Source organism: Aquibium oceanicum (assembly GCF_001889605.1).
Classification (GTDB): Bacteria; Pseudomonadota; Alphaproteobacteria; order Rhizobiales; family Rhizobiaceae; genus Aquibium; species Aquibium oceanicum.
This window is the reverse complement of sequence record NZ_CP018171.1, coordinates 1,636,817-1,660,360: the sequence shown is the minus strand read 5'-3', so window position 1 is coordinate 1,660,360 and position 23,544 is coordinate 1,636,817. Positions and strand designations below refer to the sequence as shown.

The following is a 23,544-nucleotide window of genomic DNA, read 5'->3' as shown; positions in this document are numbered from 1 at the left end:
CGGATTCGTCTCACCAGACTCACGACGCGCTATGAAAAGCCATCGCCATCGGGTTCCGGACGGCCCGCTCGTTCAGCGCTCTATGTCCTCTCCTAGAGATGTCGGCTTTCAGGCGGAAACCACTCCGGGAGAACGACGAGTTTGGAAGCGCGAAGCTGACTTTCGCCTCCATGGCTTGAGAGCGGATTTCGGACTACGCTTCTCCGACGCAATTGATCAAGAAGTGAACTTCCGTGGGTTCGCGGACGTCAGGACAGCCCCGCCTTCGGTATCTGTGGTCGTCTAAGTGCATCCCCCGAGCGTGACCGCGCGACCGCAGATCCTCCCCCAATGCCCTCGCCCTCGAACACCTCCATCGAGGTGAACATTGAAACAGCATCAAGAACCCCATTCACAGCACAAGCGATTTATCGATACCTATATGTGTGCGCTAACTCGCAAGCCCACACACCAGGAACCGTACCCTAGGCTGGAGATTCTCACCTGCGTGTATTGGCAATACCAGGAGAAGGCCCGATTTGTTGGCGAAAGCTATGGGGCGCGCGAGACTGTGTGCGATTGTGCGCGGGCACAGACTCACACCGCAGCAACTACTCCCCGGGGGAGCGAGGCGCGCAAGCGATTTGGAGGCGATGCGCCGCCCAATTTCGTGCCGGCGGTTGGATTGCTTGCGAACAAATGATCTCTCGAGGGAGCCGACAGCGGTGAACGAGGCGGCGAGTTCCGCGGCGACGTGCTGCCATCGATGCCGGAGGCGTCGGGTTCTACGGTGAGAATTGTCTACGTCACCTCGCCCGCTCGATCTTTCTGCTCTCCTTGACGGTACCGCAACCTCTTGCGCCTCTATCTCTCGGAACCGGGATGGGCAGTGATGATTCCGTAGTGCTGCACTTGCCGATGCTCGGCGAAGTTGAACATCGCTTTTCTGTTGTAGAGACAGATATCCAGGTCGCACTTGGCTGCGAAGACTTCATCGCCAGACGTTGCTGCCATGGCGACGATCTCGCCCGACGGGGCGATAATGCAGCTTCCGGCCAGAAGGTTCGATCCCTCTTCCGGACCAGCCTTTGCTACTCCCACCACATACATGCTGTTCTGGTAGGCGCCCGCCTGCATGCACAGGTGATTGTGAAATGCGCTCAGATGATCGTAGACCGGCTCCCATGGAATGTGGGTCGGCGTGTTGTAGCCCAGTACAACCACCTCTGCTCCCTTCAAAGCCATCACGCGGTAGGTCTCGGGCCAGCGTCGGTCGTTGCAGATCGCCATCCCGAACTTGCCTCCCGCGAAATCCCACGAGTCGAATCCAAGGTCCCCCACGTCGAAATAGTGCTTTTCAAGGTGCTGGTAGGGCATGTGCGGGCGATGATCCGCATGACCAGGCAGATGGACCTTGCGGTACTTGCCGACAATCGTGCCTGAGCGATCGACCAAGATCGCGGTATTGTAGTGCTTGGGCGTGCCGTCCTCGACGGCTAGTTCCGCGTAGCCGAGGTAGAATCCGATCCCAAGTTCCTGGGCGGTCTCGAAAAGCGGGCGGGTGGCCGCGCTAGGCATTTCTCTCTCGAAGAAGGCGTCGACGTCGTCCTGGTTCTCCATCCACCAGCGGGGAAAAAAGCTGGTCAGCGCGAGTTCGGGAAAGACGACAACTTCGGCTCCTCGTGAATGCGCCTCCCGCAGCATCTCGATCATTCTCGCCACCACGGATTGCCGCGACTCGTTGCGAGCTATCGGACCGAGCTGCGCGCCGGCAATATTCACATGTCGTGCCATTCGATTCTCCTGTGTCTCTATGCGGAAGCGCGAGCCGCTTGAGTGGCGCTCGCGTCGACCCGGCCGTCGACGATCTTTACGCGGTACTGCTCGAAGGCCTGATCCGCCGTGATGTATTCGTCGAGCACGTCGTCGAGCACGTCCTGCGGATTGCGCTCCATCGGGTTGCCATAACCGCCCGCGCAGGCGCGGATGGCGATAATCGACTCCCCCTCGCCAAAAGGATGATGCGGCACCTTCGAGGGCAGCTGGATTTCCCTGCCGTCCGTCATCACGCGGACCAGCTGCGAAGGCGTACCGTCGGCACCTCCGAACAAGCCGTTGGGTGGATACTTATGACCCTCGCTCTCGACCGATGCGCTGCCCGGCGCAAGGAAGCGCAGGCTGCGGATCGATCCAACGCCGCCGCGCCAGCGTCCGGGCGCGGCCACCTTCTCCCGCAGTTCGTAGCGCTCGACCCGCAGCGGAACATGCGATTCGATGTCTTCGATCGGATTGTTGCGCGTATTGGCATAAAGAACGTCGACCGAGTCCATTCCGTCCATGCCGTAGCGACCGCCGTAGCTGCCCGAGAACAGCTCCACCTGAAGCCAGAAGTTGTTGCCCTGCTGGCCGGCGAGCAATAGCCCGCCGCCGTTGCCGCAACCGCCGCAGACCTGTCGCGGCACAACCTGGCTCAGCGCCTGCACAATGGCGTTGGACAGCTCGATGCCGGGGCAGAAGCGCGCGATGACCGGCGCGGGGAAAATCGGATTTGCGAGCGATCCTTCGGGAGCGGAGATCCTGATAGGACGGGTCAGGCCCTCGTTCTGCTGAATCTCTCCGTGCACGGCCGAATCGAGAAGAACCGATCGAACCGCCAGCCAGATTGCGCAATCGACAGTACCGTGGAACGGCATGTTGATCGGCCGGTCCGAGACCTGCGGTGCGGTCCCGGTGAGGTCGACCTCCATGTCATCCCCCTCAATGCGGATCGTGACCTTGATGGGCAGGTCGCGTCGGGCGGGATCGGGATCGTCAAGATAGCCGTCGATGTAGGTGGTGGCGGAGTATTCCCCATCCGGCAGGGCGGCGATAGCACTCCGGAGCAACCGCTCGGAGGAATCGAACATATCCTCGGTGGCCGCTACAACCGTCTCCAGACCGTAGCGCTCGAAGAGCTCCTGGTAACGCTGCGCGCCGATCCGCGAGGCCGCAATCTGTGCCTCCATGTCGCCCAGCACCAGGTCCGGCAGGCGGATATTGGTGCGAAGCATGTGCCAGACCTGATGGTTGCGCTTCCCTTGTTCGTAGACCTTTATGGCCTGGAAACGCAGGCCCTCGGCATAGCAGTCGATCGCGTCCACGATGCCGCCACTGCCTGGCGTGTGCGCTCCGATGTCGAGATGGTGCGCCGTAGTGACCGCATATCCCGCAAGCTCGCCTTCGTGAAAGACCGGCACGATAAAGGCTACGTCGGGACCGTGGGTGGCGCCGCCGTAGGGATCGTTGTGCATGATGACGTCACCGGGGTGGATCTCCTCGCCCCGCTCTTCCATCATCTTTCGCACGCCGCGGATGTAGCCGGGGATCGGGCCGGACTGCAAAGGCGTGCTCTGCTTCGCCTCGGCGAGCTGCCGGTTCTGCACATCGATGAGCGCGGCGCCGAAATCTTCAGACTCCCGGATGATGGAGGAGTAGCTCATTCGCATGAGCTTGTAGCCCATCTCGATGGCTATGTTCTCCAAGGCGCCCTGGATGACTTTGGCCGTAATCGGGTCGATGCGGCTTTGGATGGGTTGAATGCTCATTGTGCACCTCCGGCGGTGAGGATGAGGTTGCCATGGGGATCTGCCGTGAAGGACCAGTTCGGTGGCACGACCGTCGTGGTGTCGAGCTGCAGAACGATCGCGGGGCCGGCGAGCTTCTGCCCCACCGGCAGGTCAGCCCTTCGATAAAACGCGGTATCGAAGCTGCGCAGCTCTCCGTCGACGCGAAACTTCGTGTTGTCACGCTTTATCAGCGCCTTCTCGATCGATCCTTCCGAGCCGATTTTCGGCCATTCCAGCTGGGGGCTCGGCGCCGTCCCGGTGACGCGGATGTTGACGATCTCGATCGGGCTCTGCTGGAAGGCATGACCATATTCTGACTCATGGATGCGGTGGAACTGCTCGTAAGATCGGTGCATGTCGTCTTCCGTGATCATCCCGTCGGCAAGATCGATGCGCAGCTCGTAACCTTGCCCGACATAGCGGGCGTCCGCATACCGACGCATCGTAACCTCGGAATGGCTGACGCCGTCGGCGGTGAACTGGCGAAGCACATCATCACCCATTTGGGCGAACTCGCTGTTCAGGCGATCGACATCCACGCTGCCCGAGACCTGGAACTGGGTCCGGATCGCATCGTACTTCAGCTCGCTGGCAAGCAGACCGAGTGCGGATGTGATGCCGGGATACGTCGGCACGATCACTTCTGGTATGCCCAGCATGTCCGCCACCTCTGCTCCATGCAACGGTCCGGCGCCCCCGAAAGCCATCAGCGCGAAGTCACGTGGATCGATGCCCTTCTGAACGGTACGCGAGCGGATCGCGTTGGCCATGTTGCTGTTCAGAATTGTGATGATACCGGCAGCAGCCTCATCGATACCCAGGCCAAGTCGCTCGGCGATCTCGCCCACAACCTTCTGCGCGCCCTCAACGTCGAGGCTCATCTCGCCCCCAAGGAAATTGTCCTTGTCGAGGCGCCCCAGCACGACGTTCGCGTCGGTGACCGTCGGTTCCTGTCCGCCTCGGCTGTAGGCAGCGGGCCCAGGGACCGAACCGGCGCTACGCGGTCCGACGTGGAACGTACCGCCTTGGTCAACATATGCGACGCTGCCGCCCCCTGCACCGATAGTGTGGATGTCAATCATTGGCACCAGGACAGGATAACCAGCGATTTTCGTGTCGCGCGCAGAGGCCTCGCTGAAGCGGCCTTCATTGGTGACGCCGATGTCCGCGCTGGTGCCGCCTACGTCGAAGGTGATGAGATTGCTGCGTCCCGACAACGCGCCGCAGACCGCTCCGCCCAGCACGCCCGCAGCCGGACCGGACAGCAGGGTCAACACGGGGAACTCGGAGATCGTGGCCGGTGTCGCCACGCCGCCGTTCGACCGCATGATCCGCAGCTCTGCCTTCATATCGGCCTGGCGTAGCGCCGTCTCGAGTTGTCGAATGTAGTTGCGCACCGGTGGACCGATGTAGGCGTTCATTGCCGCGGTCGTGAAGCGCTCGAACTCGCGAAACTGCGCAACGATTGAACTTGACGTCGTCACGAACGCGTCGGGGTGCTCCTCCAGCACGATTTCACGCGCCCGATCTTCATGGACGGAGTTCAGGTAGGAGAAAAGGAAGCAAACCGCGATGGAACGAATCCCGGCATCCTTCAGTTCCCGTGCCGCCTGTCGCACCTCCTCCTCGGCCAACGGCACCAACACGTCGCCGTGTGGCGGCGCCAAACGTTCGGTCACGACCTTCCGATAGCGGCGTTTGACCAGCGGCTTATCCTGCCATGGTATCTCCTGCATGATCGAGTAGTGCTGTGGGCGCTGATGCCGTCCGATGTGGATGATGTCGCGAAATCCACGCGTGGTGATCATGCCTGCTTCGGCGCCGCGATACTCCAGGATGGCGTTGGTGGCGATGGTGGTGCCATGAAAGACGTAGTCGAGATCCGCGGGCTTTATGTTGTTGCGTTCGCAAAGCTCAAGGATGCCCGTCATCACACCGCGCGAAGGATCATCTCCGGTCGTCGGCACCTTGTGGATCATTGCCTTTTTTGCGGCGGTGTCCGAAAACATGACATCAGTGAACGTGCCGCCGACGTCGACTCCAACCAACTTCATTTCATGCTCCAGTCACTACTCGTGTGTCATCTCGCTGCCGTTGCGGCAGGGTAATCTCTCGGCCGCCAGTTATGCCCCTCGGGCGGAACAGGAGGACCAGGAGCATGGCAGCCGCGAGCCCCATCTCCTGCAGCCCGCGCAATCCGTCGAAAACGAATGGCCCGAGGGCGACACCACCTTCGATCTGCCGAAGCACTTCCGAAAGAACGGAAACAAAGACCGTCCCCACCACAGCGCCAGTGAGTGAGCGCATGCCGCCGATTACCAGCATCGCGACGGTGATAAACGTCAGGCTCAGGTAGAATTCGCTCGCCACCACGACCTGCAGGAAATAGGCGTAGAGCGCACCGGCCATCCCAACGAAGAAGGCGCTGAAGACGAAGGCGATCAAACGTTCGCGCCGAGTGTCTACGCCGGAAGCCGCTGCAGCGACCGGGTCCTCACGCGAACCCCGCAGCCTGAAGCCAGAGGCACTCGCCTGGTGGAGTGCTGCACCGAGGATGGTGATGCAGGCGAGACCCGCCGCGATGGGAAGGGTCGTGAAGATCGGCAAGCCATACAGCGAACCTTGCCCGCCGGTTACTGACGTCCAGTTCGAGAAAACTGCGTAGAGGATCACCAGCATGGCGAAGGTGCCGATCGAGGCGGCAATTCCGGTAAGCCGCGTCAGTGGCAGGCCGACGACAAGAGCCAGAAGTGCGGCCATCGCGCCTCCGCCGAGGATCCCTGCAACCGGGTGCAGTTCGAGTGCAATGATCGCAGCCGGCAGCCCGGGCATCAGCGACGCCTTCATCGACGGGGCGATTGTCAGCCAGGCCGCCGTGTAGGCGCCGATGCCAAGGAAGCCTATGTGTCCGAAGGAGAGGACGCCGGAGTTCCCGACGAAGATGTAAGTGCCGGCGACGACGGCTAAGTGGATCAACGCACCAGTCAGAATGCGTTGTGATCCGCCGGATAACTGGGTGCCGACCACCACCAGGAAAGCGATCGCAGCGATCAGCAAGCCAGCGGTCCAGAGTGCCTGCGCGCGCGGCGAATGAACCATCGCTACACCCTCTCCTGCAGGGCGCGTACGCGCACTAGGCCTTCCGGCCGGATAACCAGCATCAGAAACACTATGCCGAACAGGAAAGCCTCCCGGAACGGTCGCGTCTCGGCAGGAAGGAAGATCTCAAGTAGAACCGAGACCACGCCCACCACGAAGCCCCCGAGCGCGGCGCCAGCGAGGCTGCCAAGACCTCCAAGGATAGTCGCGACGAAGCCAATGATCAGCGGCCGCACTCCCATGGTCGGGCTGATCTGGCCGATCTGAGCCGAGTAAATCAGCGAAACGACCCAGGCGAGCACCGCACTCAGGGCGAAAGCAAGCGCGATAACCCGGTTGACCCTGATTCCGGAAAGCCGTGCGGTCACCACATCTTCCGCCGCCGCCCGCAACTGGATCCCTATGGAGGTGCGCTTCAGCACAAGCGCCAGCCCCACCAACGCAAATACCGTAAGACCGAGAGAGACGAACTGCAGCAAAGGCACACGCAGTCCTGCAAACTCATAAATCTCCGACAGCCCCGGCGCGAAGGTGAAGGGGAGAGGACGTCCGCCGAAGATCATCAGGGCGACGTTCTGCAAGAAGTAGGAAACGGTGAAAGACGCAACGAGCAGCGTTGCGGGATCGTTTCCGCGCAGCGGTCTGAAGGCGATTTTCTCTATGGTCAGTGCCAAGGATACTACGATGATGATCGCGGCCAGGATCACCAGAGGCGCCGGCAGCGTGACGAGCAAGGCCATGGCATAGCCCCCTGCCATTACCATCTCGCCATGCGCAAAGTTTATCAGGCGCATAATGCCGAAGATCAGCCCAATGCCGAGGGCCATCAGCGCATAAAGGCCGCCCACGTTTAGAGCATCAAGGATGTGCTGTAGCGCGATCAATGTGCAACGATCCCGGTGTCGGCTTCGAAGCCGAAGTAAGCTCTATCGAAAGCCGGATCCGTGCGAAGGCTTGCAGCGTCGCCTTCGAGCTCGATCGCGCCATGCCTGATAACGTACGCCCTATCGCCGGCGAGAAGTGCCCGACTGGCGTTCTGCTCCATGAGAAGGATTGTCAATCCCGTTTCATTGAGACCTGCCAGCGTCTCATAAACCTGCTCGATCATCATGGGCGACAGACCGAGCGAAGGTTCATCAAGCAGGAGCATACGTGGCGCTGACAGGAGAGCGCGCGCTATGGCAAGCTGCTGCTGCTCTCCACCTGAAAGGCGTCCGGCATAACCCTTCAGGCGATCACGTAGAATCGGAAATCGCTGCAGCACATCCTCGAAACGTCGGGCGGCCTCTGGATCAGTCCGGCGAGTCATTTCACCCACCCGCAGGTTTTCCTCGACCGTGAGATTGGAGAGGATCCGACGTCCCTCCGGCACCAATGCGATCCCCTCCCCCACTCTGCTTTCGATCGCGACGCTGCCGAGCGGGCGTCCCTCCAATTTGATTGTGCCGGATTTCGGCTCAACAAGTCCAATGATGGCCGAAAGCAAGGTCGATTTGCCGGCGCCGTTCGGGCCGATAACCGCGACGAACTCGCCCCTTCGAACCTCAAGCGACACACCCGACAAAGCGCGCACTGAGCCGTAGTCGACCACGAGCTGATCAACGGAAAGCATTGCGTCCGCAGGAGCGGCGGTATCCGTCTTCATGCGTGAGGCAGCCTCTGTCGTGAGGGGCTTTCCCAAGTAGGCTTCGCGCACCTCCGGGGAGTCCTGCACCTCGGCTGGATTGCCGATCGCGATCGTCTTGCCGCGTGCGAGGACCTGCACTCGGTCGCAGAGGCGCATGATGAGCTGCATGTTGTGCTCAATGACGAGAATACCGCAGCGAAACCGGTCGCGAATGGAGCCGATCAGCCGCGTCAGATCCAACGCCTCTTGGGGGCTGAGGCCCGCGGCCGGCTCGTCCAGAAGCAGGAACTTGGGAGAGACGGCGAGCGCTCTGGCGATACCCACGAGCCGCTCTTCTCCGTAGCTCAGGGTATTCGCACGAACGTTCGAGCGACTTGCAAGTCCCAGATACTCGAGAAGCTCATGCGCCTGCTCGCGAGCGTGCCTGCGCGAACGGCCAACACCGACGGCTGCCATTTCCACATTCTCTAGAACAGACATCTCGGGAAAGAGCCGGGCGGCTTGGAAGGTCCGCCCGAGCCCGTTGCGAGGAAACGAGTGAGGTCGCCAGTTCGCTGTGTCGGACCCTGCGACCAATACTCGCCCCTCGCTTGGCTTCTGGTAACCGCTCAGCACGTTCACGAGCGTCGTTTTGCCGGCACCATTTGGCCCAATTAGCCCTAGAATCTCGCCCGGGCGGAGGTGAAGGTCTACGTCTTCGAGTGCGCGCAGACCCTCGAAGTGCACCCCTACACCGTTCGCGACCAAGCTGTCGCTGCGTTCGCCGGCCGCGATCATTGGCTTCACTGATGCGCTGAGCTAGCGACCGGGGATTTTCTCGGGCGTGCGCAGTTCAACGAAGCTGTGCTCTCCATCCTGGACCTCCATGATGACCATCGGCCGCATGAAGTTGATGTGAGTCGTCTCGTCGAAGCTGGTCGGACCTACGAGAAGCGGCACCTCGTCGAACTTCTCGAACTCTGCCTTGATCGCGTCCGGCTCGACGCTCCCTGCCCGCTCAGCAGCCATCTTTATCGCTTCGATAACGGAGTAACCGGTCAGCGTGTGGGCTGTAGATGGATGATTGCCATGCAACTCAGTGAAACGAGCAACAAACTCGTTGACTTCCGGGCGCGGGTCGTCGCCAAAAATCGAGCCCATCGCGGCGTAATAGAAATCACTGAGATTGGGGACACTTTCCAGCCAGTAGTCCCCATCCATGTCTTCGCCCGACAGGATCGGCATGGTGAGGCCGGCAGCACGCAGCTGACGAAGGGCGCCAGGTCCAGCAGGCGTGAACGTCGAAAGCAGGGCAACGTCTGGCTGAGGATCGAGCGCCTTGATACGTGTAATGTGCGTGGCGATGCTGGCGTCGTCCATCGAGAACGTGTCGGTCCCGACGAGGGAATCCTCGCCGTTGAGCTCCTTGAAGCGAGCCTGGAACGCGGCGCTTACGGACAGATCGTACTGGATGTTCGTCTGCGTGAGCGCATAGGCCTTCTGCCACCCCTTGGAAGAGGCAAATTCTGCTAGCACCGTTCCGACGGTATCACTGGCGGTGGAGAAGCTGAACGCGTATGGACCAATCCCCTCGACACCAAACTTGGGATCGGCTGCGAAGGGCGCGATCGCGAGTTTCCCTTCGGCGTTCGCGGCTCGAGCCGCCGTACCCCCGAAATCGAAATCGCCTGTGACGATCACGATATCGGCACCTTGATCCATCACTTCCATAGCGGAAACCGCGCCTTGAGGTATCTCGCTCTTGGTATCGGAGTAGACGATCTTCAGTGGCCGACCGAGTACACCGCCGGACTTGTTGATGTCCTCGGCCGCCATCTCCGCGGCCTTGGCAGGATCCGCATCGTATGCAGCGATGAATCCGGTCTGAGCGATGGCCGCGCCGATCGTGATCGGCTCCTTGTCCTGGGCCAGGGCCGCGCCACCGAAGCACGTCAAAAAACTGCTGACAAACAGCAGGGAACTAACTTTTCTCATAGACATCTGCTCCACCTCATTTTTTTAGTTGATAGATCTTGTTTTTTGCTGATCGTGCGCGGGGCGCAACCTGCTTGGCGACAACAAGTCTGCCGATATGCCCAAGGCGGACAGGTCCGCCGGAACATTCTTGCCGAATGCCAACGCCGCCGCCAGTCGACCCATTGCGGCCGAGGTTTGAATACCGTATCCGCCCTGCGCCGCGAGCCAGAAGAATCCTTCGGCATCGTCGTCAAAGCCTACAACCGGCGTTTTGTCGTGTACGAAGCTGCGCAGGCCGGCCCAGCGACTATCGACGGTCTTGACGTCGAAATTCACCGCGGCGGAAATGCGATCGATTGCGATAGCAATATCCAGTTCCTCTGGTTGCGCATCGCATGGCGGGGACGGTGTCTCGTCGGCGGGGGAGCCCAGGAGTTTGCCACCCTCAGGCTTGAAATAGAACTGCTCTGAAACATCGATCACGGTTGGCCAGGGGTCGACGGCCGCCGCTGGATCGAAAGAGAAGGTGAAGGCCGTCCTGCGCTTTGGCACAAGTCCTATGGGTCGCACACCGGCAAGCTCGGCGAGCGCATCAGCCCATGCCCCGGCAGCATTCACCACGTGACGTGCAACGAACTTTCCTGCTGACGTGTCTACGACCCAGCCTTCCCGGCTCCTTTGCAGATCTCTCACTTCTGCGTTGGAGACAATCTGAGCACCGCGCGCGCGGGCACCGCGCAGGAAGCCCGAATGGATCGCGTGCACGTCCATGTCAGATGAGTTTGGCTCGAGCAACCCGCAAGCGACGTAATCGGCCCGAAGGATCGGCGACAGTTTCAGCACCTCCTCCCGCTCGATTATGCGCAGGTTAGGTACCAGTTGCACCGCTACTTCGTGCAGCTGTTCGACCCGCCCTCTCTGATCGTGGCGGCCAATCATGATCAGCGGCCGCGGTGACAGAAGCGGGTGGTCACTGAATCCTTGGGGCGGATCCAAGAAGAAATCGGCGCTAGCCACCGTCAGGGCGCGGATTACAACGTTTCCGTAGATTTCGGTGAAAACCGCCGCTGAACGACCGGTAGAGTGATAGCCCGGCTGGCTCTCGCGCTCGAGGATCATCACACGGGCATTTGCCGCAAGCTCATAAGCAGCCGACGCGCCGGCGATACCGCCTCCTATAATGAGAAATTCCACACCCGTATCCATGGGCGCAGACTGGCGAGAATTTTCCTATATGACAAGACCGAATTTTCAAATTTGACAATTCCGTAGCATGGGAGCTTACGTTTGCCAGTCGGTCACATCATACGGGACCGTATGCCTGCATCCTCGATTTCGCTGGAGGCCGGATGCCAACACACAACGAGGAGACGAGCTTCTTCCTGTCCGGTACTCAAGTACGCGTGCCCTAAACCACTATCGAAATAAACGCAGTCGCCGGGCTCCAGTACACGCGGAGCCTGTCCTTCAATCTGGAAGGTTAGCTGTCCTTCGAGAACGTACACGAACTCCTCGCCAGGATGACTGATGAATTTGGTGAACTCCTCAAGGCTGTGAGCCTTGATAGTGGCATGCACTGGCATCATCCGCTTCTTGGATCTTGCAGAGCACAGCATGTTCATCACGTAAAACTGATTCTCGATTACCTGTGCGTCACCCTCCCGCTCCACCGTTACGATCTGCGATACATCGTTAGCGGATCCCGCATCGGAAAGTAGCTGGCTCATATCCATATCGAACGCGAAAGCGAGCTTCAGGATGTTATCGTAGGTAAGTGAGATGATGCCGCGTTCCGCTTTCGATATCGTGGAGAACGAAAGCCCACTTCGTTTGCCCAACGTCTCCAATGTCCATCCGCGGCCTTTTCGAATATTCCGTATCTTCTCTCCGAAGCTGGCTCTCTGCGCTCCGGATAGCGCGCCCTCGGCCGATCTTTGGTCTCGTCCTTTCGCGTTTAGAACCATTGGTGGAGCTATCTTGTCCGTATGCCGCATGCCCGTCTCGGGAAATCGAGATATTGAGGGGAGGATTGATGCCCTGCGAGCAACTGGATGACAACTGCAATTCCGAAGCGCCATACACACGCACTGGTTCAGTTGGCGCATGCGATGCGATCTTGGATTTAATTCTCAATCATATGCTTCGGCTCGCCGCAGCGAAGACGGCAACTTAAGCCTCGCCTCAGAACATGGGTTACACATGGCTTCAAATTATGGTGAGCTTGAATGGAATGGGTTAGGTCAGGCTGGTACTGATCAAGAACATGTATCGAGCCTATTCAATGATCTCTCAGATGGCTTATCTTAAAATGGAACGGTCTGACTAGAGACCTTAGCTGAATCATAATCCTTGTGTCGGGGGTTTGAATCCCTCCTCCGCTACCATTAATTGCTTGTTCCTATCTGCCTGGAACCAAGTCGTAAGTTATCCAGCCTGTCCGCGCCGCCTTCCGGTCGTACACGGCACGCGCGCGATAGTTGTTTTCGGCTGTGATCCAGCGAATGACGGTCCAGCCCCTCGAAATTGCAATCTCTTCCAGCGAGGCAAGCATCGCGTCTGCGGCGCCGGTGCCGCGGGTTTCCGGATCGACGAAGAGATCGTCGAGAAAGCCGCCGGTTGTCGCGGTAAGCGGCCGCGCGAAGGGGCGGAAATGGGCAAGGGCGACCAGGCGGTCCCCTTCCTCCGCCACCAGTCCCTCGCTCTCGTGGGCGGGATCGTGCAGCCAGCCCCACACGCGGTCGCGCATCTCGGGTGTCTGATCGACCTTGTAGAAAGTGGCGTAGCCCGCATAGAGCCGGTCCCATTCGGGCCGGTCTCCGGGGTTCGGTTTGCGGATCTGCATGGCGTCTGCGTCTCCTTTTATGAGAAAATGTCAGGCCTTGATGCGTTCGCCCTTGGGATCGTACCATGGACCGAACTGTGCGGTGATCGGCCACCGCTTCATGGCGATCTCCACCTCCAGCTCGCCGCTTCCCAGCCAGTCTTTCGTGACGCCGTCCTCGTTCTCGACATAGGCCAGTCCCAGCGAAGCGCCCACTCGATAGCCGTACGCTCCCGACGTAACGGATCCGATGATCTTGCCGTCAAGCAGCACTGGCTCGTGGTGAAGCAGCAGCGGCGGCGCTTCGGTTTCGACGAGCCTTATCTGAACCATTCGTCGGGAGAGCGGTCCCGCCGACTTCTGCCGCGCCAGCGACTCGCGACCGATGAAGCCGCCAGGCTTGTCGAGCGCCACCGCGAAGCCGAGACCGGACTGGTAGGGCGTATCCTCTTCGCCGATGTCGTGGCCCCAATGGCGGTATCCCTTTTCCATGCGCAGCGAGTTCAGCGCGAAGAAGCCGACATGGCCGAGGCCGAGGTCGCGACCGGCCTCGATCAACGTATCGTAGACGTGAGCGGCGAACTCGGCTTCCGCGTAGAGTTCGTAGCCGAGTTCGCCCATGTAGGTCAGCCGGCTGGCGCGCACGCGCGCAAAACCGAGATCGATTTCGCGGCTGGTGCCGAAGGGGAAGCCTTCATTGCTGACGTCGTCCGGCGAGACCCGCCGCATCAGTTCGCGCGCCTTGGGTCCCATGACCGCGAACATCGGTAGTCCGGAGGTGATGTCGGCCACCATGACGCGTGCTCCGTCGGGGATGTGCCGCTTCAGCCAGGACAGGTCCCGCCGCTGCGAAACGCAGATCGTGACGACCAGGAAGGCGTCCTCCGCCAGCCGCGTGACGGTGACATCCGCCTCGATACCGCCGTTCTCGTTGAGCCACTGGGTATAGACGACGCGGCCCGCCGGCACGTCCATCTGGTTGGCGGACACCTTGTTCAATACCGCGAGGGCATCGGGCCCTTCCACCCGGTACTTTGCGAAACAGCTGTGGTCGAAGATGCCGACCGCCTCGGCCGTGGTGCGGCATTCGGCTCCCACATTGGCAAACCAGCTGGGCCGGTCGTAGGAATATCGGATCTCCGCGCGTTCTTCGTCCGTGCCGTAGAAGCCGGGCCGCTCCCACCCGGCCGCTTCCGTCATCCAGGCGCCAGCAGCCAGCAGCCTGTCGTGGATCGGCGACCGGCGGATGCCGCGGGCGGTTTCGAACTGGCGCGAGGGCCAGTGGATGTCGAAGCTGACGCCGATGGATTCGCCGGCCCTGGCCGCCAGGTAGCTGCGATTGCGCTGGAAGGTCTGGACGCGTCGAACGTCGACGTCGATCAGGTCGACCGGCGGCCGTCCGTTCTGGATCCAGGATGCCAGCGACCGGCCGACGCCGCCCGACGACAGGATGCCGAGCGAGTTGAAGCCGGTGGCGCAGAACAGTCCTGCGACCTCTGGCGTCTCTCCCAGAAGATAGCGGTTGTCGGGCGTGAAGCTTTCCGGTCCGTTGAAGAAAAGCTGCAACCCGACCGATTGCAGGCGGGGTATGCGCCTTATCGCATCGTCGAGATGCGGGGAGACATGGTCGAAGTCCTCGGGCAGGCTGTCGAAGCAAAAATCCTGTGGAATGCCGTCCATGCCCCAGGGCTTGCCCTTGGGCTCGAAGAACCCGATCAACAGCTTGCCCGCGTCTTCCTTGTAGTAGGTCCACTCGTCGCCCACGAACAGGACAGGCAGGTCGCGCGGCAGGTCGGGGATCGTTTCCGTGACCACATAGAAATGCTCGACCGCCTGCAGGGGCACGGTGACGCCGATCTCGGCCGCCAGGTCGCGCGACCACATGCCGCCGCAAATCACCACGTGCTTCGCCCTGATCGGGCCCTGGGACGTCATCACCCCCGCCGCGCGACCGCTCTCCACGAGGATTTGCGTCACGGCCAGGTCCTCGAAGATTCTTGCACCGCCCATGCGCGCGCCCTTGGCGTAGGCCATGGTCACGTCGGCCGGATTGACCTGGCCGTCCAACGGCGACCAGAACCCGCCCACCATGTCCCCCGTGTCCACGAGCGGCCAGCGCTCCTTGATGCCGTCCGGACTGACCGCCTCGACCGGCAGCCCGAAGTTGCGTGCCATGGAGGCTCCGCGGGCGAGTTCCTCGTAGCGGGCGGCATTGTTGGCGACGCGCAGGGAGCCGTTGCGGCGGAAGCCAGTGGCCTGTCCGGTCTCGGCTTCGAGCGTGCCGAACAGCTCACCCGTATACTGCGCCAGTTCGGTCATCTGCCGTGTCGCGCGCAACTGCGTCACAAGGCCCGCGGCGTGCCAGGTGGTGCCGCAGGTGAGCTGCTTGCGCTCGCACAGGACTACGTCGCTGATGCCGAGCTTCGTGAGGTGATAGGCGATAGAGCAGCCGGCAACGCCACCTCCGATGATGACGACTTCGGCGCTTGAGGGAATGTCCAAGACCGGCTCCTTTCCGGAACGGACCGCCCGACCGGCACAAGGACGGTTCGGGGCGGATAGTTGAATTGCATTGGGAAGTCATCGGCCTCTGCTGGATCGCTCCAGAAGCAGAGGCGCAACGATGGCGGTGAAAGCGAAGACGACACAGAGGCCGATGGTTGGTGCATAGCTCTGTGAACGATCGAAGAGACGACCAGCGACGTCCGGTGCGATCAGTCCTGCCAGTCCGTAGGCTATGATGGCCCGTCCGTAGAGACGCGAGATGTGCTCGGCTCCGTAGCGCATCCCCAGGAGCACCGGCATGATCGAACCGGATCCGCCGAAGGTGACGCCAACAATGGCCGCGCCCGCGAAGAACAGGGCCGGGCTCGCCGAGAACATGGCCAGCGTGCCGAGGAGCGCCAGAACACCGAGTGCCATCAGCGCCGGCCTTTCGCCGAGCCGTTCGGCGATCGGTGCGCCGAGGATGGAGCCCGCCAGATAGCCGAGGGTCAGCGCGGACGCGGCATATCCTGGCGTTGCGATGCCGGCCGACGCCGCAATGGCAGCGGCGTGCGAAATCATGGCCAAGCCTATGAAGCAAAGCATGAAAAAGATCGTCGCCAGCACCAGGAATGGCCGGTCTATCGACGGGGCGGTCGCGGCGACTGTTTGCGCCTCATGATCGCGCCGGCTCGCGCCGGAGGCCAGGACGGCCAGCACACAGAAAAGGCCCACAAGAAGCACGACGATGCCGATGCGCAAGAAGGCACTCTCGGGCGCAGCGGCAGCAATCCATCCGCCCAGCGTCACAGGAAGCAGGATGCCGCTCAGCGCGAACGCGCCCAGGGCGACGCCGATGGCGACAGCCCGCACCTGCGCCGGCAGCGAGGCCGCGAGCGACAGTGCGAAAGCGTAGGCCGCGCCGGAACCCGCGCCGAAGCCAAGGCCGTATCCGAGCGCCAAAGCCGTCCAGCTCGGCCACAGGCCGAACACAAGGTGCCCTCCGGCTATCAGCGCGAAAGCGATACAGGCGACCCCGATCCGTCCGATCCGCGCCAGGATGGCCGGCATGACGGAAGCCCCGGCGGTGAAGCTGATCAGCGCCAGCGAGGAAATGAGCCCAAGGTCCGCGCGGCCGAGCCCGAGCGACGCCTCGATCGGCAGGATGAACAGGCTCCAAACATACAGGAGGCCCGCCGCACCATTGGCGAGGATGGCGCCGGCCATCAGGAGCATCGATCTACGCGGTTCCGAATTGACCGACATCCGATCAGACCCCGAGATAGGTTTCGGCAAGCGCGTCGCTCGCGAGGAGCTCGGCGGGCGGTCCGGACCACACGAACTCGCCATGGCTGAGCAGCGAAAGGTGCCGGGCGGTCGCGGCGATACGTTCCACGCTTTCCTCAACGATCAGGATCGCCAGGCCCTCCTGGGACAGGTTGTTGATCGCCTCGTAGATCTGGTCGATGACCAGCGGCGCGAGTCCGAGGGAGGGTTCGTCCAGCATCAGGAGCTGCATCTTCGCCGCCATAAGGCCGCGGCCGATGCCGAGCATCCGCCGCTCGCCTCCCGACAGCGAGCTCGCCGTCTGGGTCAGCCGTTCGCGCAGGCGCGGAAAAAGGGTCAGCACGTGTTCGAGCCGATCCGCCGTGACGGCGCGGTTCGGGTTCATGGTGCCGCCGACCAGCAGATTGTCACGAACGGTCATCTTCTTGTAGACGAGATCGCCCTGCGGCACGTGGATGATGCCGCGGCGGGCGATCTGTTCGGGTGCCAGCCGGTCGATGCGCTCGCCGTTCAGCCTGACCACGCCCGACATGCGCGGCATGAGCCCCGAGATCGCGCGCAGGCACGTCGTCTTGCCGTTCCCGTTCGGCCCCACGATGCCCGTGACCTGCGCCGCGTCGACGCTCAGCGACACTCCGGTCAGTACCGGCTCGCGGCCGTAATTGGCCGAGATATCCTCGATTTCAAGTTGCGTGGACATCGCTCGCCCCCGCCGCCTTCTGCAAATCCTTGAGTCCCGAGCTGCCGAGATAGGCCGAGACCACGTCGGCGCTTTCAGCCATGCCGGCGATGCTGCCCTCGTAGAGTTTCGCGCCATGATGCAGCACCATCACGCGGTCTGCGAGCGCGGTAACGAAGCTCATCACGTGTTCGATCAGGACGATGGTCAGGTTGCGCTCGGCGCGGATGTGCCGGATGACTTCGGCGCACTGATGGATCTCGTCCTTGTTCAGGCCGCCGACCGGCTCGTCCAGCATCAGAAGGCGCGGCTCTGTCGCAATCGCGCTGGCAAGCATCAGGAGCTTCCGCTGCAAACCGGTCAAGGTCGCGGCGGGCCGTTTCCGCTCGCTGGCCAGGCCGACGATCTCGAGCGCCTCGTCGCAGGCCTCGCGGCTGTGGCTGTCGAAGCGCAGGGCCGGAAAGCTGCGGTTGCGATGGCCGAAATAGTTGGCGGTCATGAGGTTTTCCTCGACCGTCATCGAATCGAACACCGCGTTCAACTGGAAGGTGCGCGCGAGACCGAGATGGCAGATCTGTTCGGATCGGTGATTGGTGATCGGCTCGCCGAACAACACCACCTTTCCCTCGCTGGGCCTCGTCAGCCCCGAGACCAGATCGAAAAGGGTCGTCTTGCCGGCACCGTTCGGCCCGCTGATGCCGAGGATTTCGTGGGTGTCGACATGGAACGACAGATCGTCGACCGCCGCCATCGCGCCATAGCGCTTGGTCAGGTTGCTGACCTCGAGCGCGATCCCCCTCTCGGCGTCTGGCCCGCTCATGCTGTGCGTCCTCCAACGCGTCCCTTCAGCCAGGGAACCAGGCGAGACAGGCCTCCCGCGAGGCCTTCGGGCGCCATGATCAGGATCACGATCAGAAGCAGCGCGTAGGTCGAGCTCTGCCACTCGGCGAGGCCGGTGGTGTTTTCCTGCACGAAGGCGAGGCAAATCGTACCGAGCACTGGCCCCCAGATGCGGCCCCGACCGCCCACGATCATGATCGACAGGAGGAACAGAAGCGTGGGAAAGCCCAGGATCTGCGGCCCGAACGTGCGCTGGGTGCCCGCGTAGACGGCGCCGGCCAGCCCGGTGAAGAATCCGGCGGCGGCGAAGACGATCAGCTGGAACTTCTCGATGCGGATACCGCGTGCCCTCGCCGCCTGCTCATTGTCGCGCAATGCCTGGAAGGCGCGTCCGTAGGGGCTGTGGATCACGGTGATCGCCGCGGCCATGCATAGCACCAGAACAGCCAGCGCCAGAAGAAAGTTTCCCCAGGCCGCGCCGCCGTAGCCAAGCATCGCGTTGAATCCGAAATCGCCGAAGCGGGTGAGCCCGCGCGACCCTCCCGTCAGCGAATAGCAGGCGCTCGCGGTCCGGCGGAAACAGCCCACGTCGGTGACGATCAACTGGTACATCACCATCGAGATCGACAGCGTTACGACCACGGTATAGGCGCCGCGCAGCCGCAGTGTCGAAAGGCCCATCAACAGCGCCATGCCGAGCCCGGCGAGCGCTCCCACCGGCAGGCTGGCCCAAGGCGAGATGTCGAAATAGAGCCCCAGCAAGGCCACCGCGTATCCGCCGGCCGCGAACAGGGCGAGATTGCCGATCGACATGATGCCGGCCACGCCGAGCACGATGTTCCACTGGGTGACCACCGCTGCCCAGATCAGGTACAGCGTGCCCTGGCCGAGGAAGTAGTTCGAACGCCCCGTCAACGGCAGCAACGCCAGTGCCAGGGTCATCGCGGCGAGGATGAGGTAGTCCTGTTTCTGCGGTGAAATGCTGATCATCTCAGTTCCTCGTGATGTCGCGGGAACCGAACAGCCCGTTGGGCCGCAGGACGAGCATCCCCACCGCCGCCATCAGCAGCACCGGGGTGCCCCATTTGGTGCCCAGTTCGAACTGCGCGACGGTCTCGACGAACGCGAGAAGGAAAGCTCCGATGACGGCGCCGGAGATGCTGCCGAGGCCGCCGATGACGCAGATGATCAGCGCTTTCAGCAGAGGCTCCTGACCGACAGTGGGATAGACGGCCGTGCTTTGGGTGATAAGCACGCCCGAAACGCCGGCGACGGCGCCCGAGATCAGCATCACCTTCATCACGACACGGTTGACGTTGATGCCGTTCAGGCGGGCGGCCGTCGGCTCCTGCGCAACGGCGTTGATCGAGCGTCCGAGCGCGGTGTAGCGCAGCATGAGCGTCAGGATGAGGGTCATCGCGAGGCTGATGCCGATGACCATGACGGTCTGCCAGGCAATAGAGGTCTCACCGAGCGCGATCCGTCCCTCGAACGAGAATGGCTGGCGTTCGGTGGACGGCCCGATGATGTTGTTGATGCCGTCGACGACGATGGTCGCCGCCGCCATCGTCAGGATGATGATGTTGATCTCGAAGCCGGGGCGCGCGAAGACGCGCGCCACCAGCAAGGTGTTGATCACGGCGCCGATGGCCGCTCCGCCCGCCGCTCCGGCAAAAATCCCCATCCAGGGCGGCATTCCCAGTTCGTTCACCAGCAGAAGCGATGCATACGCTCCGACAGTGATGAACGCGCCATGCGCCAGATTGAGCATGCCGAATGTCCCCCAGATCAATGCGAGGGATACGGCACTCGCGGCGTAGAACGCGCCCAGTCCAAGGGTGGTCGCCAGGATGTCCATTGTGGCTCGGGTTTTCCAGGTTGCTGCGGGCGGAAGGGCTCACTTGAACCAGGGCGGAAGCGTAAACTCCGCTTCGTTGTAAGGCGCGGGGTAGATCAGCTTCTTGGGATTGGCGGCCGCGGGATCCGTGATCTGGTAGAGCAGATGCGGCATCGCCAGCGACGGATCCTCAGAGAGCGTCGGATAGGGAATCGCCGCGTTGAAGCGCGGGTCGTAGCGCAGGGTTCCGAAGGGCGCTCGGTAAACGAAGCGACGCAGATTGTCGGCGACCTTCCGGTTTTGCTCGTGGTTGCCCGGCTCGCCGACGCCACCGGCGAGAGCCGCGGCGATGGCATAGTGGTACATCTCCGAGTAGGTCGAGGCGCCCGGATCGGCTTCCGCCGTATCGCCGAACTTGGCGTAGTACTTTTCACGGAAGGCGTTGCCCATTTCGTCCGGCAAGATGCCGATCACCGACGAGGTCAGGACACCGCGCGCAGCTTCGCCCGCCAGTTCGGAGAACGCTTTCAGCAGCGGGCCGTACTGGTAGTACACGAGGCTGTTGGTTGGGTTCTGCGCGAACTGCACCTGGCATTGTGCCAGATCGCCCGGATAGAAGTGGGTGTTGGCGATGACCGCCGGCGCGTCGTCGCGCACCTTTTTCAGAACCGCGCCCCACTCGGTGGTCGGCACGGGAACCACCTCTTCGAACGAGACTTCGAACCCGTATTTCGCCGCGTTGTCCCGGATCGCGTTGGAGATGACGATGGAATAGGGCAGCGAGCCGGTGATCAGCGCGATCTTGTTGTTCTCGGGCTTCCACACGCCTTGCGAGCGGATGCGGTCGAGCATGACCGGCAGGCCGTATCCATAATAGACCTCGGCGGGATCGGCCATGAAGATGCCGAAGTAGCGCTCCGGATCGCTCTCGAAGACTTCGTGGTGGCCGACGGAGGTGTTGTAGTGGATGTAGATGATGCCCGCGTCGGCGATGGCGTCGTATTCAGCCTGGTTGGCACCGACATTGTAGCCGTTGACGATGGCGCTGACGCCTTCGCGGTCGATGAGCAGGTTGGCCGCGGACGAGACCTCCTCCGCAGTCTGGTTGGCGCTGTCGAGCACCACGCTCTCCACCGTCATGCCGAGGATACCGCCAGCCTCGTTGATCTCCTCGATCGCCATGTCGAGGCCATTCTTGTGCTCGACGCCGTCGACGGCGAGCGGACCGGTCAAAGAGACCATCTGTCCGATCTTGATGGTTCCCGACTGCTGGGCATGGCCGGCGTTGATGCCGGCGAGCGTCGCCGCGCCGAGACCGGCGGTGGCGGCGGAGGAGGTCAAGAAGGCGCGACGCCCGATCGCCGGAGCGGCAAGCCGCTCGGACTTGTAGCTTGTCATTTTGCAATACTCCCTGTTGCCGCCGAAGCGGTGCCTGGTTTCTTCGAAAAAAAAAGCGGAAATGGCGCCGCGGTTGAGCCCGCGGTCGGCGGATGCAGCCCGGGCAGCCAGTGCCGGGGCTGCACCGCGTTATGGTTGAAGCTTGCGCAGCCTGGCGGTCTCGGCCTCGTTCACCTTCATGGTGGCCGGGTCGATCACCACGCCGTAGTCGCGGCGCGCGGCGTCGATCGAAATGTACTCGTCCAACACGTCGTCCAGCACCTTGTCGACGGGCCGCTCGGACGGCTTGCCCCAGCCGCCGCCTCCCGTGCTTTCGAACAGGAACTGCTCGTCATAGTTGAACGCATGTCCCGACAGCAGGGGACTGGTCCAGTCGCCGTTGGGGCTGAGCCCGCCGATGACCTGGTGACTGCCGTCCGGATAGAGGTGGCTCGATCGCTGGACCGCGCTGAACCCGCCGCCGTTCACACCGGGGCTGCCTTGCCGTGTCCGCGAGGTTTCCATGTTCAGTTCGCCTTCGCAGCGGTAGCGAACCTTGAAGACCGCTCCCAGACCGCCGCGATACTTCCCCGGACCGGCCGAATCCTGGCGCAGGTCGAAGCTCTCGTACTCGATTGGGAAGAACAGCTCGGCGGTTTCGGCCGCCATGTTCATGCAGTTGCCGAGCGGATCCATCGTCACGTTCATGCCGTCGTTGAAGGGCGTGCCACCCCAGCCGCCGGCGGGAAGATCGGAGAACACGCCCGCGATGCCCTTGGCGCGATCGACCGCGGTCGAGACGAACCAGTTGCACTCCGAACAGGTCGAGCCCGTCACGCGTTCGGGGATCGCCTGCGCCAGCGCCTGCCAGATCGCGCTGGTGATCTTGGACGACGTCAGCGTGGTGCAGCCGATGGTCGGCGCCGGCCAGACCGGATTGAGCCACGTGCCCTCCGGGATGATGAGCTTGATCGGCGCAAACATGCCCGCGTTTGACGGCGCATGGGGCGCCAGGAAGAATTGCAGCGAATAGAGCGCGGCCGACGCCGTGTTGGCATAGGGCGAATTGATGGAGCCTTTCACGATCGGGTCCGACCCGGTGAAGTCCACCGTGATGTTGGATCCCTCGATGGTGAGCTTGACCTTCACCTTGATCGGATCGGGCGAGAAGCCGTCCGTATCGGCGAAGTCCTCGGCCTCGTAGACGCCGTCGGGGATGATCTCGATGCTCTTGCGAACGATCCGCTCGGTGTAGGCGATCAGTTCCTTCATCGCCAGCTGCACCAGATCGCGGCCGTAGCGGTCGGCGGCGCGGGTGACCTCCGCCTCCGCAGCCTTGAGCGCGCCGAGATGGGCCTGCAGGTCGCCCTTGATGTAGAAGGGCGTCCTCGTGTTGTTCATGATGATCGCGAGGAAGTCCTCGTTGATCTCGTAGTTCTCGTAGAGCTTGATCGGGGGCAGGCGCAGCCCCTCGGCCGCGATGTGGGTCGAGAACGACATGCCGCCGGCGGCGCCGCCGCCCAGATCCATCCAGTGACCGCGGCTGACCGCGAACCCGATGAGCGTGGTCTCGTGAAAGATCGGCATGACAAAGGTGATGTCGTTGATGTGGGTGCCGCCCTGGTACGGGTCGTTCAGCGCAACGATGTCGCCGGGCTTCAGCGTCTCCTTGGGAAAGCGCTTCAGCGCCGCGTCCGCGCTGAACTTCATCGCCGCAAGGTGCACCGGGCAGTTTGCTGCCTGGGCAAGCAGGTTGGCCTCCGCGTCATAGATCGCGTTGGAGAAATCCAGGATGTCGGCCAGGATCGGCGAGAACGAGGTTCTCTGCATGATCGTCGCCATGCGGGTACAGGCGTATTCGAAGCTGTTGCGCAACACTTCGAAGGTGACGGGATCGATCCGGTCGGAAATTCCCGTCGCGGCATTCTGGGTCGGGTTGGAAGCGGCCATTCC

The 23,544-nt window shown here is 62.1% G+C and carries 18 protein-coding genes; all 18 read right to left on the bottom strand.

Annotated features, from left to right (window positions below; translation table 11 throughout):
* Nucleotides 1-843: 843 nt before the first annotated feature.
* Nucleotides 844-1,773, bottom strand: a complete 930-nt coding sequence (locus tag BSQ44_RS08225) for an N-carbamoyl-D-amino-acid hydrolase (RefSeq protein WP_072602921.1) — start codon at nt 1,771-1,773, stop codon at nt 844-846.
* Nucleotides 1,774-1,790: 17 nt separating this feature from the next.
* Nucleotides 1,791-3,563, bottom strand: coding sequence for a hydantoinase B/oxoprolinase family protein (locus BSQ44_RS08220; protein WP_072602919.1), 1,773 nt, complete (start codon nt 3,561-3,563; stop codon nt 1,791-1,793).
* The gene (locus BSQ44_RS08215) at nt 3,560-5,638 is read right to left on the bottom strand and encodes a hydantoinase/oxoprolinase family protein (protein WP_072602917.1); all 2,079 of its coding nucleotides are present in this window, start codon (nt 5,636-5,638) and stop codon (nt 3,560-3,562) included. Before BSQ44_RS08215 ends, BSQ44_RS08220 begins: the two co-directional genes overlap by 4 nt.
* A gap of 1 nt (nt 5,639) precedes the next feature.
* On the bottom strand, nt 5,640-6,683 hold the full coding sequence (locus BSQ44_RS08210) for a branched-chain amino acid ABC transporter permease (RefSeq protein ID WP_072602915.1): 1,044 nt from the start codon (nt 6,681-6,683) through the stop codon (nt 5,640-5,642).
* Nucleotides 6,684-6,685: 2 nt separating this feature from the next.
* Nucleotides 6,686-7,567 (bottom strand): branched-chain amino acid ABC transporter permease, encoded by an 882-nt coding sequence (locus BSQ44_RS08205; RefSeq protein ID WP_210187928.1) that lies wholly within the window; start codon nt 7,565-7,567, stop codon nt 6,686-6,688.
* Nucleotides 7,564-9,087 carry an ATP-binding cassette domain-containing protein gene (locus tag BSQ44_RS08200; protein WP_072602913.1) on the bottom strand — a complete coding sequence of 508 codons (1,524 nt, stop codon included), beginning with the start codon at nt 9,085-9,087 and terminating at the stop codon, nt 7,564-7,566. The genes BSQ44_RS08205 and BSQ44_RS08200 overlap by 4 nt, the downstream gene beginning before the upstream one ends.
* A 21-nt stretch (nt 9,088-9,108) precedes the next feature.
* Nucleotides 9,109-10,284: an ABC transporter substrate-binding protein gene (locus tag BSQ44_RS08195; protein WP_157894547.1), complete on the bottom strand. Its 1,176-nt coding sequence runs from the start codon at nt 10,282-10,284 to the stop codon at nt 9,109-9,111.
* A 24-nt stretch (nt 10,285-10,308) separates the two neighbouring features.
* Nucleotides 10,309-11,460 (bottom strand): NAD(P)/FAD-dependent oxidoreductase, encoded by a 1,152-nt coding sequence (locus BSQ44_RS08190; protein WP_235633366.1) that lies wholly within the window; start codon nt 11,458-11,460, stop codon nt 10,309-10,311.
* A 104-nt stretch (nt 11,461-11,564) separates the two neighbouring features.
* Nucleotides 11,565-12,113 carry a helix-turn-helix domain-containing protein gene (locus BSQ44_RS08185; RefSeq protein ID WP_235633365.1) on the bottom strand — a complete coding sequence of 183 codons (549 nt, stop codon included), beginning with the start codon at nt 12,111-12,113 and terminating at the stop codon, nt 11,565-11,567.
* 551 nt (nt 12,114-12,664) lie between these two features.
* Nucleotides 12,665-13,108: a GNAT family N-acetyltransferase gene (locus BSQ44_RS08180; protein WP_072602904.1), complete on the bottom strand. Its 444-nt coding sequence runs from the start codon at nt 13,106-13,108 to the stop codon at nt 12,665-12,667.
* 30 nt (nt 13,109-13,138) lie between these two features.
* Entirely contained in the window at nt 13,139-15,589 is a 2,451-nt protein-coding gene (locus tag BSQ44_RS08175) for a GcvT family protein (RefSeq protein WP_072602901.1), read from the bottom strand.
* Between the two features lie 78 nt (nt 15,590-15,667).
* Nucleotides 15,668-16,807 (bottom strand): MFS transporter, encoded by a 1,140-nt coding sequence (locus BSQ44_RS08170; RefSeq protein WP_162276733.1) that lies wholly within the window; start codon nt 16,805-16,807, stop codon nt 15,668-15,670.
* A 34-nt stretch (nt 16,808-16,841) separates the two neighbouring features.
* The gene (locus tag BSQ44_RS08165) at nt 16,842-17,558 is read right to left on the bottom strand and encodes an ABC transporter ATP-binding protein (RefSeq protein ID WP_072602897.1); all 717 of its coding nucleotides are present in this window, start codon (nt 17,556-17,558) and stop codon (nt 16,842-16,844) included.
* A complete protein-coding gene (locus BSQ44_RS08160; protein ID WP_072602895.1) occupies nt 17,542-18,357 on the bottom strand; it encodes an ABC transporter ATP-binding protein in 816 nt (271 codons plus the stop codon). Before BSQ44_RS08160 ends, BSQ44_RS08165 begins: the two co-directional genes overlap by 17 nt.
* Nucleotides 18,354-19,367 (bottom strand): branched-chain amino acid ABC transporter permease, encoded by a 1,014-nt coding sequence (locus BSQ44_RS08155; RefSeq protein ID WP_072602892.1) that lies wholly within the window; start codon nt 19,365-19,367, stop codon nt 18,354-18,356. The genes BSQ44_RS08160 and BSQ44_RS08155 overlap by 4 nt, the downstream gene beginning before the upstream one ends.
* A 1-nt stretch (nt 19,368) precedes the next feature.
* A complete protein-coding gene (locus tag BSQ44_RS08150; RefSeq protein WP_072602890.1) occupies nt 19,369-20,235 on the bottom strand; it encodes a branched-chain amino acid ABC transporter permease in 867 nt (288 codons plus the stop codon).
* A 39-nt stretch (nt 20,236-20,274) separates the two neighbouring features.
* The gene (locus BSQ44_RS08145; RefSeq protein ID WP_083534590.1) at nt 20,275-21,612 is read right to left on the bottom strand and encodes an ABC transporter substrate-binding protein; all 1,338 of its coding nucleotides are present in this window, start codon (nt 21,610-21,612) and stop codon (nt 20,275-20,277) included.
* Between the two features lie 129 nt (nt 21,613-21,741).
* A complete protein-coding gene (locus tag BSQ44_RS08140; RefSeq protein WP_072602888.1) occupies nt 21,742-23,541 on the bottom strand; it encodes a hydantoinase B/oxoprolinase family protein in 1,800 nt (599 codons plus the stop codon).
* Between the last annotated feature and the right edge of the window lie 3 nt (nt 23,542-23,544).

Bases quoted from the DNA above. Each gene is read 5' to 3' on its own strand.
- BSQ44_RS08225 (WP_072602921.1), bottom strand. From the start codon at position 1,773: ATGGCACGACATGTGAATATTGCCGGCGCGCAGCTCGGTCCGATAGCT.
- BSQ44_RS08160 (WP_072602895.1), bottom strand. From the start codon at position 18,357: ATGAGCGGGCCAGACGCCGAGAGGGGGATCGCGCTCGAGGTCAGCAAC.
- BSQ44_RS08180 (WP_072602904.1), bottom strand. From the start codon at position 13,108: ATGCAGATCCGCAAACCGAACCCCGGAGACCGGCCCGAATGGGACCGG.
- BSQ44_RS08170 (WP_162276733.1), bottom strand. From the start codon at position 16,807: ATGCTCCTGATGGCCGGCGCCATCCTCGCCAATGGTGCGGCGGGCCTC.
- BSQ44_RS08140 (WP_072602888.1), bottom strand. From the start codon at position 23,541: ATGGCCGCTTCCAACCCGACCCAGAATGCCGCGACGGGAATTTCCGAC.
- BSQ44_RS08210 (WP_072602915.1), bottom strand. From the start codon at position 6,683: ATGGTTCATTCGCCGCGCGCGCAGGCACTCTGGACCGCTGGCTTGCTG.
- BSQ44_RS08165 (WP_072602897.1), bottom strand. From the start codon at position 17,558: ATGTCCACGCAACTTGAAATCGAGGATATCTCGGCCAATTACGGCCGC.
- BSQ44_RS08195 (WP_157894547.1), bottom strand. From the start codon at position 10,284: ATGAGAAAAGTTAGTTCCCTGCTGTTTGTCAGCAGTTTTTTGACGTGC.
- BSQ44_RS08200 (WP_072602913.1), bottom strand. From the start codon at position 9,087: ATGATCGCGGCCGGCGAACGCAGCGACAGCTTGGTCGCGAACGGTGTA.
- BSQ44_RS08220 (WP_072602919.1), bottom strand. From the start codon at position 3,563: ATGAGCATTCAACCCATCCAAAGCCGCATCGACCCGATTACGGCCAAA.
- BSQ44_RS08150 (WP_072602890.1), bottom strand. From the start codon at position 20,235: ATGGACATCCTGGCGACCACCCTTGGACTGGGCGCGTTCTACGCCGCG.
- BSQ44_RS08155 (WP_072602892.1), bottom strand. From the start codon at position 19,367: ATGATCAGCATTTCACCGCAGAAACAGGACTACCTCATCCTCGCCGCG.
- BSQ44_RS08215 (WP_072602917.1), bottom strand. From the start codon at position 5,638: ATGAAGTTGGTTGGAGTCGACGTCGGCGGCACGTTCACTGATGTCATG.
- BSQ44_RS08145 (WP_083534590.1), bottom strand. From the start codon at position 21,612: ATGACAAGCTACAAGTCCGAGCGGCTTGCCGCTCCGGCGATCGGGCGT.